Here is a 16,314-nt window from a genome sequence, read left to right on the forward strand (position 1 = left end):
GGATGCCCCCCATGCCCCTGTCTCCCGATTCCCCGCTTGCCCAGTTGATGGCCCGCCTGCCGCGCGCCGGCCAGGTCGAATGGATCGGCCTGCGTCCCGCCCGCGATGTGGCGATGGTGCCGGTGCAGCAGGTCGAAGCCGTCACCGGCATCGGCCTGGTCGGCGATCGCTATGCCGGCGGCAGCGGCAAGCGCGGCATCACCCTCATCCAGGCCGAACACCTGCCGGCCATCGCCGCGCTGGCCGCGCGTGCGGATCTGCAACCGGCGCTGCTGCGACGGAATGTGGTGGTCTCCGGCATTCCGCTGATCGCGCTGAAGGAGCGCCGCTTCCGCATCGGCGACGTCGTACTGGAAGGCACCGACGAATGCGATCCCTGCTCGCGCATGGAAGACGCGCTCGGCCCCGGCGGCTACAACGCCATGCGCGGCCACGGCGGCCTGTGCGCGCGCATCCTTGAAGGCGGCGTGTTCCGCATCGGCGATCGGGTGGAGGCGCTGTGAGCCAGCCCTCCCGGCTTCGTGGCCACTGCATCCTCTCGCACGGTTTCGAAAGCGGCCCCGACGCCACCAAGGTCACCGCGCTGGCGGACGTCGCCGAGCGTCTGGGCTGGACCCACGAACGCCCCGACTACACCGATCTGGACGCCCGCCGCGACATCAGCTCGCTCGGCGACGTGCCCGCGCGGCTGGAGCGCCTGCGCGGCCTCGCGCTCGCCGCCGCCAGCCGCGGCCCGCTGGTGCTCGCCGGCTCCAGTCTCGGCGCCTACATTGCCGGCCGCATCTCGCTGGAAGTGCCGGTGCGCGGGCTGTTCCTGATGGCGCCGCCCACCACCATGGGCCCGCTGCCGGGGCTGGACGCCGCGCCCGTGCCGATTTCGGTCATCCACGGCTGGGATGACGAACTGATTCCCGCGCAGCTTGTCGTCGACTGGGCCCACGCCCGCCGCGCGCGCCTGCTGATGGTCGACGACGCGCATCGCCTGTCTTCGCACGTCGAAGCTTCCGCCGACGCCTTCGGCCAACTGCTGGCCTCGCTGTAACTCCTCCGCACCGCGTTCAGCCCGCGTCTGGCCGCGGGCGCGCGACTGCCGCTAGAATCGCGGCCTCGATTCGTCCCAGGTGTCCACGCCCATGCGCCATTGATGCCGCCGTCGCTTCAGACGGCCCAGGTTCCCGCCGGCCCCGCGCCGAGGGAGTTCTTGTGGCATCACATGGAATCCGCATGACGAATCCTTTCCTGACGCTCGACCGCGCGTCGCTGTCCCTGCCCGACGGCAGGATCCTTTTCTCCGATCTCGACCTGCACCTGGACGGCCGTCCGACCGGGCTGGTGGGGCGCAATGGCGTCGGCAAGAGCGTGCTTGCGCGCCTGCTGGCCGGAGAGGTCGAACCGACCGCCGGCAAGCGCGCCGCCAGCGGCCGCGTGCACTACCTGCCGCAACAGATCCGCGTGCCGCCCGGCGCCACCGTCGCCTCGCTCGCCGGTGTCGATGGCCCGCTGGACGCGCTCGCGCGCATCGAGGCCGGCAGCGCCGACGTGCGCGATTTCGATGCATTGGGCGATCGCTGGGACATCCGCCAGCAACTCGCGCAGGCATTGGACGCGCAGGGCCTGCCGGGTCTCGCGCCGGATCGCGCCGCCGACACCCTCAGCGGCGGCGAGGCGATGCGCGTGGCGCTGGCCGGCGCCTTCCTGTCCGAGGCCGACTTCCTGATTCTCGACGAGCCCAGCAACCACCTCGACGCGCCGCAACGCCAGCGCCTGCACGCGCAACTCGCGCAATGGCAGAACGGCCTGCTGGTGATCAGCCACGACCGCCGCCTGCTCGACACCTTCGCCCGTATCGAGGAACTGTCGCCGCACGGCCTGCGGACCTACGGTGGCGGCTACGGTTTCTACGCCGCGCGCAAGGACGAGGAACAGGCGCAGGCGCAACGCGAGCTCGAACAGACCAAAGCCGCCGTGCAGCGCCAGGAACGCGCGCTGCGCGAACAGCGCGAACGCCAGCAGCGTCGGCAGGCACGCGGCAACCGCGACGCGCGCGACGCCAACCAGGCGCCGATCCTGATGGGCCTGCGCAAGGATCGCAGCGAGGATAGCGCCGGCCGCTTCGCCGCCCGCCAGCAGGCCGCGCGCGAACAACTCGGCGCGCAGTTGCGCGAGGCCGCGCGCAGGCAGGAGCCGACGGTGGAACTGGCCCTGTTCGCGCCCGATGCGACTTCCGCGCAGGACCGCATCGCCCTGCGCCTGGAAGACGCGGTGCTGCCGTTCGTGCCCGCCACCGCCCACGGCGTGAACCTGTCGATCACCGGCCGCCAGCGCATCGGCATCACCGGCGCCAACGGCAGCGGAAAATCCACGCTGCTCAAGGTGCTGGCCGGGCAGGTGCCGCCGCTGTCCGGGCGCCGCCGCGCGCACGTGCCGGTGGCATGGCTGGATCAGCGCCTGGCCGGGCTGGATCCCGACGCCAGCGTGCTGGCGCAGCTGCGCGAGGCCAACCCGGACGCGGGCGAGGCGGCACTGCGCACCCGGCTGGCGCTGCTCGGACTGGACGCCGGCCACATCGACGGTCCCAGCGCGAAACTCAGCGGCGGCGAGCGCCTCAAGGCCGCGTTGGCCTGCGTGTTGTACGCCGCGCAGCCGGCCGGTCTGCTGTTGCTGGACGAACCCGGCAACCATCTGGATCTGGCCGGGCTGGAGGCGTTGGAAAGCATGCTGCGCCAGTACCGCGGCGCGCTGGCCGTGGTCTCCCACGACGAGGCCCTGCTGGAGCGGCTGGACCTGACCCACCGCCTGGAGCTGTCGCGGGAAAGCTGGGCCCTGTCGCTCGCCTGACGCGCACGGAGCCGGTTTTCCGTGTGTTTCCACCCCCGATCCGGCAAAATTGCCCGGCAAAACCGCGCCCGTCCGCGCCCCGTCGTCCCGAGTTCCGGAGTCCACTTGAAGTTCTTTGTTTCCTGCGCCAAGGGCCTGGAGTACCTGCTCGCCGACGAGCTGACGGCGCTGGGCGCCCACCGCGCCACCGCCACCATCGCCGGCGTCAACGTCGAAGGCGAACTACGCGACGCCCAGCGCGCCGTGCTGTGGTCGCGCCTGGCCAGCCGCGTGCTGTGGCCCATCGCTGATTACGACTGCCCGGACGAACAGGCGCTCTACGACGGCGCCGCTGCCATCGCCTGGGAAAACCACCTGCGCCCGGAACTCACCCTCGCGGTGGACGCGCACGTCTCCGGCCAGACCATCACCCACGCGCGCTACGCCGCCCAGCGGATCAAGGACGCGGTGGTGGATCGCCTGCGCCAGCAGGGACTGGAACGTCCTTCGGTGGATGTCGAACAGCCGGACGTGCGCATCAACCTGTCGCTGCGCAAAGGCCGCGCCACGCTGTCGATTGATCTCGGCGGTGGTCCGATGCACCGCCGCGGCTGGCGCCGCGAACAGAACGAGGCGCCGCTGAAGGAAAACCTCGCCGCTGGCGTGCTGATGCGCGGCGGTTGGCCGGCGCTGTACCACGCCGGTGGCGCGCTGCTGGATCCCATGTGCGGCAGCGGCACCCTGTTGATTGAAGGCGCGCTGATGGCGGCCGACGTCGCCCCCGGCCTGCAACGCCACGGCAACGCGCTGCCGACGCGCTGGCTGGGCTTCGACACGCAGGCCTGGCGCGATCTGTTCGCCGACGCCGTCGCCCGCGAGGCCGAGGGCCGCCGCGCGCTGCAACCGCGCTTCTTCGGCAGCGATCTGGATTCACGCGCCATCCGTGCCGCCAGCGAGAACGCGACCCTGGCGGGATTGGCCGGACAGATTCAATTCCAGACCCGCGACGTCGCCCAACTGGAAGCCCCCGGCGAAGGCGGCGGCCTGGTGGTCTGCAATCCGCCCTACGACGAGCGTCTGGCCGCCGACGCGGCGCTGTACCGCATGCTCGGTGACGCGCTGCAACGCGCCGTGCCCGGCTGGCGCGCCAGCCTGCTGTGCGGCAACGCCGATCTGGCCCACGCCACCGGCCTGCGCGCGCAGAAGAAATACCAGGTATTCAACGGCGCCATCGAGTGCGCGCTGATCGTCTGCGACCCCGTCGCCGCGCCCGCCCGCGAGCGCAGCGAACCGCGCCCGCTCAGCGAAGGCGCGCAGATGGTCGCCAACCGCATCCGCAAGAACCTCAAGAAGCTCAAGAGCTGGCGCGCCCGCGAGGACGTCACCTGCTATCGCGCCTACGACGCCGACCTGCCCGAATACGCCGCCGCCATCGACGTGTACGAAGCCGAGAACGACGGCGGCACCTACCTGCACATCCAGGAATACGCCGCCCCGGCCAGCATCCCGGAAACCGACGTGCGCCGTCGTTTCAGCGAACTGCTGGCCGCCGCGCGCGAAGTCTTCGCCGCGCCGCCGGAGCGGGTGGCGATCAAGTCGCGCGCGCGCGGCAAGGGCGGCAGCAAATACGGCCGCTTCGACCAGAAGGACCAGACCCTGTGGGTGCGGGAAAACAACGCCCGCCTGCAGGTCAACCTGTTCGACTACCTCGACACCGGCCTGTTCCTGGATCACCGCCCGCTGCGCCGGCGCATGGCCCAGGAAGCGCGCGGCAAGCGCTTCCTCAACCTTTTCAGCTACACCGGTGTCGCCAGCGTGCAGGCCGCCGTCGGCGGCGCGGCCACCACCACCAGCGTGGACCTGTCCGGCACCTACCTGGAATGGTGCGGGCGCAATCTGGCCGGCAATAACTTCGGCGGCGCCCAGCATCGCCTCGTGCAGGCCGACGCCGTGCGCTGGCTGGAAGCCGAGCAGGGCGAATACGACCTGATCTTCTGCGACCCGCCCACCTTCTCCAACTCCGCCCGCGCCGACGACTTCGACATCCAGAAGGAACACGTGCGCCTGCTGCGCGCGGCGGTCGCCCGGCTGGCGCCCCACGGCGTGCTGTACTTCAGCAACAACTTCCGCCGCTTCCGCCTGGACGAAAACGAAATCGCCGCCTTCGCCCGTTGCGAGGACATCACCCCGCAGACCATCCCCCCGGATTTCGAGCGCAACGCCCGCATCCACCGCTGCTGGAAGCTCACCCGCTTCTGAGCCGGATACCGCCGCCCCGTAGACCGGGGCGGTGGGTCTATCTCCTGATCCGGCTTAACCGGTGTCGAAGCCGGGGAACAGCGATTGTTGACATGAGCTGCGTTTCTTAAACTTTGCCGAGGCTAGGGCTCAGACAAAAGTCCGCACCCACATTCGTTACCAAGGAGGCAGCGATCTCTATATGTCCTGGTACATGCTGGCAGGCATCACAGAAGCCGAAAAGAGGATAACTGCGAGGTTCATTCCCGACACCTTCCTTCCGAACTCCGATTGCCCCGTTCTTGTGGTAACGGTAGTGGAGCCGATAGACCGCTTGGCCGCAACCCAGGCCTTCGAGGTGTTTCGCGAGTCCTTGCTTGTCGATTACTCGGCTACCCCAGTCTCATTCTCAGCCATGTCTGATGGGGATTGGGAGGAAAGGACCGTCCAAGGAAGTGCCGTCGAGATCGCGCATGAGCCTTACGCCGTGGACGAACTACTGGGTATTGCAAGAGATCTGGCCTCCCTGTTCGATAACGAAACGGATAGAAATCTTGCAATGGCTCGGAAGATGGAAAGCATCGAACACTTCGTTCTTGACCTGATCGCTCGGGCGGAAACAAAGAAGTCACTGAGCTCAAAGGCGGCGCCTACCCTGGAGAGCCAGCTTGATGTGCTTAACCGCGTGCTCAATCGGATCAAGAGCGACTAGCTTCCCGACTTGAGACTCTCCTCCGGATCCAGGCAACGCTGCCCCGCAGAGCGGGGCGGCGGGCTTACCTCCTCAATCCGACTTCACCGGCTCCAGCACCAGACGGCCGGCGCGTATGCGTACCTGGATGCTCTGACCAATCGAAAAGCCGGCCCGTTCCAGCCAGCGGCCTTGCAGGCGCAGCGAGGGGAAGGGCGGGGTGGGGCGGCCTTTGCCGGTGTGAGGGTAATAGGCGTAGCCGATTTTGAGTTGGCGCTCACGCGGGAAGGGGCGGCGGGATTTGTTGCCTGCCATGTTGGCCTCCGGTCGATATCGGAAAACCGCGAGGACGGACGCGGACACCGCTAGCGGGGGAGGTGTGTTGAGCACCGGGGACTAAACTAGTCCCTCAAAGGCTGAAGACCATGACGCTGTTTGTCGGTTGACGGCTTATGTCCCGAAGCGGACTTCCACACCCGTCTTCTGGTTGGCGCCTGGGGCGGCTTCTGCGAGAACAGATGCAGGCGCTGGCGCCGGCAATCGGCTATCTTGGGAATCCTTTCCACGGCCCTTCAAGCACTGACGCATGCAAGCGATTTCGAGGATTGTTCGAAACAGGCCGTGGTTCAACTACTTCGTATTGTCCGCCACGCTCTTGGCTGCGGGCTGCAAGGGCGAGCATGTGCCGGCGCAGGATCTGGGAGCGGACATCGATGAGGTCGCCGCAACACTGATAGAGCAGCCATTGCTGCACTCGACCTCGATCGCAGTCGTATATCGGGGCCAGCAATTCATCCGTCATCGCGGCGACATGGAAGCTGGCAGGCCGGGCCCTCCGACCGATGCGACCCTCTACGAAATCGGTTCGCTGAGCAAGACCCTGGCGGGAACCCTGATGGCCAATGCCGTCCTGGAGCGCAGGCTTGGTTTGGATGATGATGTTCGGAGGTATCTGCAAGGGGACTATCCGAACCTGCAGTACAAGGGCGATCCCATTCGCATCCGTCACCTGCTGTCGCATACGAGCGGGCTGCCGAACATGTTGCCGGAACGCGCGAACACGGTACTCGCGGACTTCACCGATCAGCGTACGCCCCAAGAGCTCAATGCCATCTATGCGCGCTACGACAAGGCTGATTTCTTCAGGGACCTGCACGCTGTCGAGATTCACGAGGCGCCCGGAAAAGACTACGCCTACTCCAGTGCCGGAACCGAGTTGACGGCGCATATTCTGGAAACGGTATACAAGAGCGACTACGAGTCTCTGTTGCGCGGATTCTTTCGCGATTCCGCGGCGATGACGGACCTCGGAATCAGACTGAGCGATGCCGAAATTCCCCGACTTGCGATCGGCTATCACAGCGACAACGCGGTACCGACAACGCCGATGCCCCAGTTGCCCTGGGGCGCATCCGGAAACGTGAAGGCGACTGTCCCGGAGATGGTGAAGTACCTTGAATTCCAGTTGGCCGACGGGCCCGTGGTGAAGGAGTCGCATCGTACGCTTGTGAAATTCGATTACGAGTTCAGCATCGGCTATTTCTGGAACATCGTCGCCGGCGACCGCTTGAAGGGTGTTTACTACGCCCATCATGGCGGCGTGCCCCGCTCGCAGTGCTACATCTACATCCTGCCGAAGTACGATTTGGGAATTTTCGTAATCACCAACCAAAGCGGCGACCAGACTGCCGGCGCCATGGAGGCAGCGATCAATACATTGGTTGAGCGAATCGCTGCGCGAGAAAACGTCTCCGGTTAGAGTTAGAGCCTGTCCCGGTCGCGTTTTGCACCCCGGCTTGGCTGAGTAGTTTTGAATGACCGTTTCTGGCCGAAAGGACATCCACTCGACAGGGGGGTAGCACGGTTGAAAAAACAGAGGCGGTGTGGGTTTTCTGACTCCGTGATACTGATCCGCCTATTGAGGCTCCATTCCGTTGTTCCAACTAGCGAACTCCAATTGGGTTGAGACCTATGAGCCGTCCTTTTCTTGCTGTTGTCGCCTTCGCCCTGATGCTGGTTGCGGGACCGGCTTTTTCACAAGATGCTCCAGAGCCCACAAGCGTTCCCAGCATCGCGCTGCCACCCGAACTGGACCGGATACTCCGCGACTACGAGCGCGCCTGGCGCGCAGGAGATGCGGCGGCCTTGGCGGCGCTGTTCGCGGAGGATGGCTTCATCCTGCAAAGCAATCGTCCGCCCGTCCGCGGACGCAAGGCCATCCAGGCCGCCTATGAAGGCGGAAGCGGCGGCCCGCTGCGGCTACGCGCGCTCGCCTTTCACACCGAAGCTACGAGCGGTTACATCGTCGGCGCCTACGGCTACGGCGATGGACCCGGCGACACCGGCAAGTTCACCCTCACGCTCCGCCGCACCCCCGGCCAGCCGTGGCTGATCTTCTCGGACATGGACAATCAGAACGCACCGCCGAAGCCCCGGCGTGCTTCGGATACGCCTTGAAGAGCGGGGCGGCTATCAAACATCCCGGGATTCGGATATGAGGCAGTGGGCATCGCATGGAAGAACAACGTACATTCTGGTCCTGGTTCGAGCGAAGCGAGGCGAGGTTTCGTGACATTGAGGTGCCGGAGAAAGAGCAACTGCTCGACGAATTGCTGGACGCCCTGCACGAGTATTGCCCCCATCTCTGGTTCGAGACCGGGAGGGCAGAGGACGGACACAACGAGCTGATCATCTCGGCGGAAGGCGACACGCGCCACTTCTCAGCGGTCCGCACCCTCGTTGCAACCGCGCCATCGATTCCAGGGTGGAGGTTCATCGCGTTCAAGCCCGGCAGCGGATTCGGCTTCGTCACCGACTACGAAGACATCACATTCAGCCCAGAGGCGACATGGTTCATGCCACTCCGATCCGCCAGCGACCCGACTGGACTGGGCGTTCGCGTCGGCTACGCACACTACGATGCGGCCCGAGAGCAGGCATTCCTGACAGGAACCTTCATCATGCTGGAGTGCGCCATCGGTGAGCTCGCGCTCGCCGAGCAGGTGCAGTACATCGAGGTGACGGCATTGCCATCCAGCCCCGAATCCACTGGGTACTTGCCCCTCCCGGAACTCGCGGGCCTACTGGTTGCGGAAGTGCCTTCAAAAGGGAGCGCTTCGTGAAGTTGCTCGGGTTATCAATCGTGGATGATTTCATTTCGCTTCAGTGCGATGCGAGGCGTTTCGATCTTCATAACGATTTCGAATTCGTTGAGTTCCTGTACAACCCCACGAAGCGGACCTTGGTACTGCGCTGGCATCGTCGCTCCCGTAAATGGGTGAAGCCAACGGATCCCGTTGAACTTCGTCTTGCCTTTTCCGGCGTTTACCTGTTCAAGGTCCGCGAGCGGGATCCGGACATGCCATACACCGAGGACGACTGCCTGAGCGCAATCGGATTCATGTGGGACGACATGGTTGAGGAAATGAATGGTTTTGCCAGGAACGAACCCATAGAGGGATGCACACAGGTGGCTGCGATGTTCATGAGCGGCTTGAGCATCAAGGTGGGCGCGGAGTCCGTAGCATTGGTTGTTACGGAAGCGCCCGTTTAGAGTGCGATATCGGGATAGGGAGACATATCGCCATGCGACCGTGGAAAAGAATGCTGGTCATTGCCATGCTCGCCCCCCTCCTGGCAGTCGCCTGATACACGGGTTATCTCTGGGCCACCTATCTTGATGAGACGGTTGTCTCCGGCACGGCCTACGGATTTACCATCGGCGCTTCCAGGCAGGAAGTGCTGGCGGCGGCCAGAAGCCTCAATGACCACCGGCGTGCAGTCGTGTATATCAGCTACGGTCCGAGAACCGGGGACCACTTCAGCATCGCGCCTTCGCAGGTACGAATAGAACAACTGCAAGCGCACGACCAATGGGACGTACTTCTTGATGGGTCGGACAAGTTCTTAAATTCGGTCCGCTTGACTTTCAACGACGACAGACTCGTCGAGATCCATCGTCACAGGCAGCGCTTCGAGATACCCTGGGCAACACGCTTTGCCAATGCCATTTTCGGAAAGGTCGGTTCACGGTACTTTGTTGTTAAGAGAGCCGGATTCTCGGTCACTATCAATGCTCATTCGATTCGCCACGCTTGCAATGGACCGAGACTCTGGCTATGCCAGCGGAATCTTGGTGGCTGCACATACCTTGCGCGATGAAGGTGATCTGACCTCGGATGAGCATCTGGAGTTGCGCGAAGCGTTGTCCTGGTTCAACGAGCAGCTGTTCGTGCCCAGGGTGCTGGAGCGGCTAGAGCATCGCCGAGCGATCTCCTGGTTCAAGCCAGCGGCGGAGGACGCCATCCGACGCATGTGGCACCTCAAGTACCTGCTTGACCGCCATGGCCACCATGTCGAAGTACTCAGGACTTCGGAGCCGGGTTCAGTGGTCTATGAGGACGATTGGCAGCTGATCGCAAAACCGCGAAAGGGACAGCGGTTCTGGTAAAAGACCGGGTTCAAAGCACTGTCATTGCGGAACAGGATGTGCTTTTTCTGTTCCAGAGCGGCTAGAAAGAGGGGCATCTGGGTGACGCATGAGGCTATTCGGATCCATGCAGGACGACGTTCTGAATGAACTCATCCGCGTCGGTTTTCAGGTGCGCGTGGCGCGTCAGGCCACGGTGCGAATACAGGATGGATACGCCTACGGACTCATCCGCCGGATGACGGCAATACAGGCCATCCAGCTCCAACAGTAGCGGTCCATTTGCGCCTTTGGCTCCCCGGTCCTTTGAAGTCGCCCGATAGCGTACGCATGGGTACGCTCGCTCGCTTGAATACTTGATGGATTGTTCCAGCAGTTCATACCGGTCAGGCATCCGAGGGTCGGTGTCGCTCGCGGATGACCTTCTAATCAGCTCCTCATACTCCTCGGGCGAGCCGGCGGGTCCCATTCGGAACAGCGCGACGGCCGCGACAAAGGAATTGGTCGCCTCGCCACGGGAAAACCGCACCTCGAAATCGGATTCGCTTTGCATCCGCCAATTTCCTCCCGCAGGTCTGCTCACCGTCATGTAAGGGTGGAAAACACTCCGGTGGGCGGTGCCTCGGGGGCGGTGCTGCTGACATCCGCAACCAGAGTGCTCAACAACAACAAGGTGGCTAGCGCGGTAAGTTTCATATGCATGAAATCTGTCGGGCGGGTAAAGAATGGGGCCGAAAAAAAAAGAGGAAGAGGACTCTACTTGCCTGACGAGACCGCGCTCTGATCGCGGTTCCTGAGGCTGGCCGGCATTGGCGCCATCTTGAGCCAAGATCAGGGCCGACCTGTCGCGCGGCTACTTCATGAATTCGACCGGCACCAGCACATCCTCGTGCGTCTGTCTTAGCGGTGTGATGGGCTTGGATGCCTTGAATGGCGGAGTCAGCCGCCCCAGCCATGCCAGATTCTGTTCGTTCTCGCGAAAGACGCCGTCCATGACGACATACTGGTAGGAAAATTGCCGGATCAACTGTTCCAGCGCTGGGTGGTCGCCCTCGATGGCCAGGGCGTTGACCGCGATGTCGTTCTCATAGTCGTGCTGACTGGCATACAGCATCGGGACGCCGTAGCGCATGGCGAGATACCCGGTGATGATGATTCTGCGTCCGGCGACCTCGCCCGGCGCGGTCGCCAGTCGGGTGAAGCTGGTGAGACAGGGTTTGTCCGAGCCAGGCACGCGGTTGAAGCAGATGGGGGCAGGGTCCGAATCAGCGGCTGGTACCGCTGCTGGCATCGAACTCCAGAGTGTCGCCAGGACTGCAATCAGCAGCACCTGGGTGATCCCCATCATCCATAGCCATTTCCACATCCGGGCCTCGGCGCTCATTGCGCGTCCGCGGTACGGGCACCCGCACCCGTACGCGCCTGCGTGTGTTTCGCGAGGAAGGCGAGCAGCCGCGTATAGAAATCGACCTTGTCGGCATCGAGCATCAACCCGTGTCCCGCATTCGTATACTCGTGGGACTCCACCTCGACACCTGCCTGGCGCAACGCCTTGGTCATGCGCCTGGCGTGGGCGATGTCGACGCGGGCATCCAGCTTGCCGTGCACGATCAGCACCGGCACCTTGACCGCGGCCGCGTTACCCACCGGGGAGCGCTCCGCGAGCACCTTCTGGTCCTTCCCCACCACTTTCGCCAGGTATTCCAGGCCGTAATCGCTGCGGCGGATATTGCCCCACTTGTACAGCTTGGCGAGATCGTAGGGGCCCGCGCCACCGACGACGCAGCGGTACAGCGACGGCTCGCGAACCGCGCCCATCAGCGCCGCGTAGCCGCCGTAACTCCAGCCGGAGATGCAGATGCGGTCCGGTGCGGCGATGCCTTCGGCGATGGCCCATTTCGTGGCGTCGGTGATGTCGTCCTGCATGGCGCGGCCCCATTGCATCCAGCCGCTCTGCTGGAATTGCCGGCCGTAACCGCCGGAGCCCCGGAAATTCACCCGCAGAACCGCATAGCCCTGGCTGGCGAGCAGCGCGGCTTCGCTGTCATACATGGCCGAGTCGTACACGCCATGCGGCCCCCCATGGGGCACGACGACCATCGGCAAGCCGGTCTCCGGCGCCTGGGGGGGCAGGGTGAGGATGCCATGGAGCGTGATGCCGTCGCGCGCGGTGAGAACGACTTCCTGGTTCTTCGGGAGGCTTGTTTCCGTCAGCCATGATTTCGCGCGTGCAAGCAGCGATGCCTTCTGGGTCGCGCGGTCATACAGGTACCAGGTGCCGGGGTCGCGATCGCCAACGGTGCTGACGATGGCCTTGCCGGCATCGGCGGAGGTACTGGTGATACTGACGATACGTCCGGGGAAGGCCGCGATGATCGAGGCGATGGCCTGCGCGTCGGGATGCGCGGCATTCCAGATCACCGCCTGCGGCCGGGTCGCGCCGTAGTACGCCCCGATGGGGGTCAACTTGTCGAACGCGAGGATGTAGCGGATGGGGTCGGAAGTCGCATGGCGATATACCTCGGTACGTTTGCCGGTCGCGAAGTCGTAACGCTCGATGACGTCCGGACCGCTGGACCTTTCCGCCTGCAGGAAACCAGAGGCGCCGTCACGGTCCACGCCGATGGCCCAGACGTCGACACCACTCTCCTTGCTGTCATTGACTAGCGTCCAGCCCTTGTCCTCGCCGATGTGTGCATGGAGCTTGGTATCCGCCTTGTCGTCGACGGAGGTGGCGAATCGCACGTTGCCCCGCCGGTCGGGGAAGAGCACCGAGTCGCGATCGGGTGCGGTGATGATGGCATCGCCGATGCGGTTGGTGTGTCCGATCTCCACCTTGTGCACGGCGTCGAAGCAGCCACCTTCACCCCAGTTGGTGCATTGCGTGACCAGCAGATGATCCGGATCGCCGTCGATGGTGGCCAGGAAGTTGGCGGGCACCATGTAGCGACCCTTGCCGTCACTCTGGACGATTGCCATGACCGGCTTGTTGATCGCGAGGTTGTATCGCGCCATCACCGCGTTGGCCGATACCAGAAAGCGCGTATCATCCAGCCAGCGCAGCGTATGGATCTCGCCACCATCGCCTGGATTGAAGCGCGTCAGCAACGTCAGCGTCTTGGTTTCGCGGATGGTGACGAAGGTGCGGTCATCCGCGCGCTCCGCGACCGCCAGACGCGTTCCGTCCGGCGATATCTGGACATTCTCGATGGTCGGGCGCTTGAGGAAGGCCAGCCAGGCCGGCGACATACCGGTAGGCTCATCTGCCCGTATGGACCCGGAATGAGCTGCGCAAGCGAAACAAATCACGGCAGCAGCAACGCGTACCGTGGATGGAACCTTCCCCATGTTCTGAATTCCCTTTGCCCCGGATGCCTGGATGTTCCCCATGGCAAGTCTAGCCGGGGTGGGATCGGGCTTCCAACCCCTCAGGACGTTTCGCTTAGGACAGATGCCCGCCGCATCGGTCCATTCGTGCTTTATTTTGTTGCTCGCGTTTGTTGTGCTTTCAACCAGGGACCGCTGCACCACATCCCATGCTGTCTGATCGTGGTTCAGCCGCTGCTCGCCGCAAATGGCCTTCCCCCCACACCCGCACCCCCTCGACGATCGGCAACAGGGTCCTGCCGTATGCCGTCAGCTGGTAAATCACCGGCGCAGGCACGCTGCCGGTGGGAGTGCGATCGACCAGGCCATCGGCTTCGAGCTCCCGCAGCTGTTCGGCGAGGACCTTGTTCGAGATCGGGGTGACGCGGTGTTGCAGGCCGGCGAAGTGCAGTTCGCCGTGCGCCAGCCAGTAGAGGATCGTCAGTTTCCATTTGCCGCCGATGGCCGCGAAGGCGGCCGCCAGCGGGCAGCCTTCGAGCGGATTGGGCCGGGCATGGTTACCCGCAGGTACCTTCTTGTTCATGCTGGCCTCGCGTTCCTATCCTGCGCGCATCATGGGAGACGGGACGAGACGATGCAAAACCCCGCACGAAGCTGGCTCGGCGGCACCTGCCTGGCCATGGCATTGCTGGCGATGAACGCGCCGGCACAGCCACCGCAGGCCGCTCCCGCCGCCGCGCCGGGCGACGGCCAGCACGACTTCGATTGGGAAATCGGCACCTGGAAGACCGAACTGCGGCGGCTGGCCAAGCCGTTGTCCGGCTCGCAGGAGTGGGTGGAGTACGCCGGCACCAGCGTCGTCCGGAAAGTGCTGGACGGACGCGCCAACCTGGTCGAACTGCGCGTGGCGGGCCCGACCGGAAACATCGAAGGCGTGAGTCTGCGCCTGTACAACCCGCAGGCCGGGCAGTGGAGCCTGCACTACGCCGGCGCCCGCAGCGGCACCCTGACCCGCCCGGTCCACGGCGTCTTCCGCAACGGCCGCGGCGAGTTCTACGGCCAGGAAGACCTAGACGGCAAGGCCATCCTCGTGCGCTTCGTCATCTCCGACATCACCCCCGACTCGGCGCGATTCGAGCAGGCTTATTCGGACGACGGCGGACGCAACTGGGAGACCAACTGGATTGCGGTCGATACGCGCATCGGGGATGCGGAGTAGAGCGGCGGAATCACACCCTCAAGACCCGCTTCGGCAATGCATTCCAGGACCTGGGCGGTGACGGGAACGCGGTAGCGATCGGGTCAAGGGGAACGCTTGCGATAGATGCGTGGCTGCTCCGGCGGCGACGCCGTCACGGGCGTGCGCTCCGGATCCGTGTCGCTTCCCGTACCGGGCGCCGCCGCATCGGGTGGAGGTGTGTCGGGCATGGACGCAGCCGCATCGCGTTTGCGGCTCTTCTTCTCTTCCAGCTTTTTTTTCTTGGCCAGTTCGCGCTGGCGCTTCTCGAAGGCGTAGTTGGGGGTAACGGGCAAGGAGATACTCCTGTTCGCTCAGCGTCGGTGTTTGGCGGCGGGGCTGCCGTCAGCGGGCGGGATGGGCTTGCCGTCCTGGCCTGGCTTGCTCCGCGTGTACGTCGTGCCCAGTACTTCGATGGTCCCGCCGTCGCGGTGGAAGGCGACCAGGTCGGCCGCCAGGGTTTCGTGCGTGAGGGGGACGCGGTCGCTGCTGCCCGGGTGGCGCGCGAACATCCGGCTGACTTCGCGGTGGCCTTTCGGCGAGGTCGCGGCGTTCGGTATCTGCTTGTGGGGACGGGACATGCGGCTCTCCTATGAGTACAGCGTCAGGGGGATGCCACGCGAGGTGCTGTCCAGATATTCGGTGCGCACCGCGCGGCAGTAGGGTCCCAACATGACGAAGCGGCGACACACATCGGGTCGTGTGTCATAGATGGAACAACACATGCGTGCCGCGTCGATGGCCACGCACCAACCTTCCGCATCGCGCGCCATCACTGTCAGGCCGGCCGGCGTGTGCTCGGTCAGATGCGCGGGAATACGGTCTTCCGGCTGCAACACGACCGTCAGGCGGCAGCACACGGCATCGCAACTCGCGCACAGCGGCAATTCGGAAGCAGGGATGGCGCTCATGCGGCCAGTCCCCGCCGGTAGTGCAGCAGCCGGCCGCGATGCGGAGGGGCGTCGCGGTCGTCCATCGGACAGGGCGTGGCCTCCACCCCGAACCCCTGCGCCGCCAGCATGTGGCTGAAGCGCGCACTGTTGCCGCGCCCGGGATCGGTGATCAGCACCTCCGCACGGGGTTCCGCATGGCGTTCGATCACGGCGCTCAGTACGTCCGCGCTGTCGCGCTCGTACAGGACATCGCTGGCGACGATCGCATCGAAGCGACCCAGTGACGGCAGCGGGGTATCCCAGCGGAGCTGCCGGTAGTTGAGCGCCGGCAGGCAATTCAGCGCGGCGTTGTAGGCCAGGAATACCTCCGCCAGCGGATGCATGTCCGATGCGACCACGTTGGCGCCGCGCTTCTGCAGCACCAGACTGGCCAGGCCGATACCGCAGCCGATCTCCAGGATGCGCTTGCCGGCGATGTCAAAACGCTGCATTGCCTGGGCCAGCAGGCGGCCCGCAGGCCAAAGCTGCCCGAACAGACTCCACTGCGCCGACGAAATACCGATGCGCGCGCCATGGCCGTCGGGGTCGGCGAATTGCTGCTTGTCGCTCAATACGCGCAGGCGATAGACGTGACCACCCACGGCGTGGCGGGTCTCGCGGACTTGGTAGCCCGTCATGGGCA

General features: G+C 64.6%; 20 protein-coding genes. 11 read left to right on the forward strand and 9 right to left on the reverse strand.

Annotated elements, in window-relative coordinates; genetic code table 11:
- Positions 1-11: 11 nt before the first annotated feature.
- The 5 genes from IB228_RS17685 to IB228_RS17705 all read left to right on the forward strand — a co-directional run bounded on the left by IB228_RS17685 (position 12) and on the right by IB228_RS17705 (position 5,767).
- Positions 12-503 carry an MOSC domain-containing protein gene (locus IB228_RS17685; RefSeq protein ID WP_141456144.1) on the forward strand — a complete coding sequence of 164 codons (492 nt, stop codon included), beginning with the start codon at positions 12-14 and terminating at the stop codon, positions 501-503.
- Positions 500-1,042 (forward strand): hypothetical protein, encoded by a 543-nt coding sequence (locus tag IB228_RS17690; RefSeq protein ID WP_192199371.1) that lies wholly within the window; start codon positions 500-502, stop codon positions 1,040-1,042. Before IB228_RS17685 ends, IB228_RS17690 begins: the two co-directional genes overlap by 4 nt.
- A 182-nt stretch (positions 1,043-1,224) precedes the next feature.
- Positions 1,225-2,838 (forward strand): ABC-F family ATP-binding cassette domain-containing protein, encoded by a 1,614-nt coding sequence (locus IB228_RS17695; protein WP_192199372.1) that lies wholly within the window; start codon positions 1,225-1,227, stop codon positions 2,836-2,838.
- Between the two features lie 105 nt (positions 2,839-2,943).
- Complete coding sequence (gene rlmKL / locus IB228_RS17700; protein ID WP_192199373.1) at positions 2,944-5,076, forward strand: bifunctional 23S rRNA (guanine(2069)-N(7))-methyltransferase RlmK/23S rRNA (guanine(2445)-N(2))-methyltransferase RlmL; 2,133 nt, start codon at positions 2,944-2,946, stop codon at positions 5,074-5,076.
- A 181-nt stretch (positions 5,077-5,257) separates the two neighbouring features.
- Complete coding sequence (locus tag IB228_RS17705) at positions 5,258-5,767, forward strand: hypothetical protein (protein WP_192199374.1); 510 nt, start codon at positions 5,258-5,260, stop codon at positions 5,765-5,767.
- Between the two features lie 72 nt (positions 5,768-5,839).
- On the opposite strand, the gene IB228_RS17710 is transcribed toward IB228_RS17705, so the two are convergent.
- Positions 5,840-6,061 (reverse strand): SymE family type I addiction module toxin, encoded by a 222-nt coding sequence (locus tag IB228_RS17710; protein ID WP_192199375.1) that lies wholly within the window; start codon positions 6,059-6,061, stop codon positions 5,840-5,842.
- Between the two features lie 271 nt (positions 6,062-6,332).
- Between IB228_RS17710 and IB228_RS17715 the strand changes: the two genes are divergently transcribed.
- From IB228_RS17715 to IB228_RS17735, 5 genes are all read left to right on the forward strand, one after another.
- Positions 6,333-7,505 (forward strand): serine hydrolase domain-containing protein, encoded by a 1,173-nt coding sequence (locus IB228_RS17715; RefSeq protein WP_192199376.1) that lies wholly within the window; start codon positions 6,333-6,335, stop codon positions 7,503-7,505.
- A 212-nt stretch (positions 7,506-7,717) separates the two neighbouring features.
- Positions 7,718-8,203, forward strand: coding sequence for a nuclear transport factor 2 family protein (locus IB228_RS17720; RefSeq protein WP_192199377.1), 486 nt, complete (start codon positions 7,718-7,720; stop codon positions 8,201-8,203).
- 56 nt (positions 8,204-8,259) lie between these two features.
- Complete coding sequence (locus IB228_RS17725) at positions 8,260-8,868, forward strand: hypothetical protein (RefSeq protein ID WP_192199378.1); 609 nt, start codon at positions 8,260-8,262, stop codon at positions 8,866-8,868.
- Entirely contained in the window at positions 8,865-9,299 is a 435-nt protein-coding gene (locus IB228_RS17730; RefSeq protein WP_192199379.1) for a hypothetical protein, read from the forward strand. The genes IB228_RS17725 and IB228_RS17730 overlap by 4 nt, the downstream gene beginning before the upstream one ends.
- Before the next feature lie 582 nt (positions 9,300-9,881).
- Positions 9,882-10,196 (forward strand): hypothetical protein, encoded by a 315-nt coding sequence (locus tag IB228_RS17735; protein ID WP_192199380.1) that lies wholly within the window; start codon positions 9,882-9,884, stop codon positions 10,194-10,196.
- A gap of 94 nt (positions 10,197-10,290) precedes the next feature.
- Here the strand turns inward: IB228_RS17735 and IB228_RS17740 are convergent, their stop codons facing one another.
- The 4 genes from IB228_RS17740 to IB228_RS17755 form a co-directional block, all read right to left on the reverse strand.
- Positions 10,291-10,728, reverse strand: coding sequence for a hypothetical protein (locus tag IB228_RS17740; protein WP_192199381.1), 438 nt, complete (start codon positions 10,726-10,728; stop codon positions 10,291-10,293).
- A gap of 300 nt (positions 10,729-11,028) precedes the next feature.
- Positions 11,029-11,559, reverse strand: a complete 531-nt coding sequence (locus tag IB228_RS17745; RefSeq protein ID WP_192199382.1) for a hypothetical protein — start codon at positions 11,557-11,559, stop codon at positions 11,029-11,031.
- Complete coding sequence (locus IB228_RS17750) at positions 11,556-13,424, reverse strand: alpha/beta fold hydrolase (RefSeq protein WP_192199383.1); 1,869 nt, start codon at positions 13,422-13,424, stop codon at positions 11,556-11,558. Before IB228_RS17750 ends, IB228_RS17745 begins: the two co-directional genes overlap by 4 nt.
- A gap of 259 nt (positions 13,425-13,683) precedes the next feature.
- Positions 13,684-14,085 carry a helix-turn-helix domain-containing protein gene (locus tag IB228_RS17755; protein ID WP_183638050.1) on the reverse strand — a complete coding sequence of 134 codons (402 nt, stop codon included), beginning with the start codon at positions 14,083-14,085 and terminating at the stop codon, positions 13,684-13,686.
- Between the two features lie 51 nt (positions 14,086-14,136).
- Between IB228_RS17755 and IB228_RS17760 the strand changes: the two genes are divergently transcribed.
- The gene (locus IB228_RS17760) at positions 14,137-14,721 is read left to right on the forward strand and encodes a hypothetical protein (RefSeq protein WP_225562519.1); all 585 of its coding nucleotides are present in this window, start codon (positions 14,137-14,139) and stop codon (positions 14,719-14,721) included.
- A gap of 83 nt (positions 14,722-14,804) precedes the next feature.
- Here the strand turns inward: IB228_RS17760 and IB228_RS17765 are convergent, their stop codons facing one another.
- From IB228_RS17765 to IB228_RS17780, 4 genes are read right to left on the reverse strand one after another with little or no spacing between them, the layout of a single operon-like run.
- Positions 14,805-15,035, reverse strand: coding sequence for a hypothetical protein (locus tag IB228_RS17765; protein ID WP_192199449.1), 231 nt, complete (start codon positions 15,033-15,035; stop codon positions 14,805-14,807).
- Between the two features lie 18 nt (positions 15,036-15,053).
- On the reverse strand, positions 15,054-15,320 hold the full coding sequence (locus tag IB228_RS17770; RefSeq protein ID WP_192199384.1) for a hypothetical protein: 267 nt from the start codon (positions 15,318-15,320) through the stop codon (positions 15,054-15,056).
- Positions 15,321-15,329: 9 nt separating this feature from the next.
- Positions 15,330-15,650, reverse strand: a complete 321-nt coding sequence (locus tag IB228_RS17775; RefSeq protein WP_183638045.1) for a YkgJ family cysteine cluster protein — start codon at positions 15,648-15,650, stop codon at positions 15,330-15,332.
- Positions 15,647-16,309 carry a methyltransferase domain-containing protein gene (locus IB228_RS17780; RefSeq protein ID WP_192199385.1) on the reverse strand — a complete coding sequence of 221 codons (663 nt, stop codon included), beginning with the start codon at positions 16,307-16,309 and terminating at the stop codon, positions 15,647-15,649. The genes IB228_RS17775 and IB228_RS17780 overlap by 4 nt, the downstream gene beginning before the upstream one ends.
- Positions 16,310-16,314 lie beyond the last annotated feature (5 nt).

This window comes from Pseudoxanthomonas sp. PXM04, assembly GCF_014851695.1.
GTDB lineage: Bacteria > Pseudomonadota > Gammaproteobacteria > Xanthomonadales > Xanthomonadaceae > Pseudoxanthomonas_A > Pseudoxanthomonas_A beigongshangi.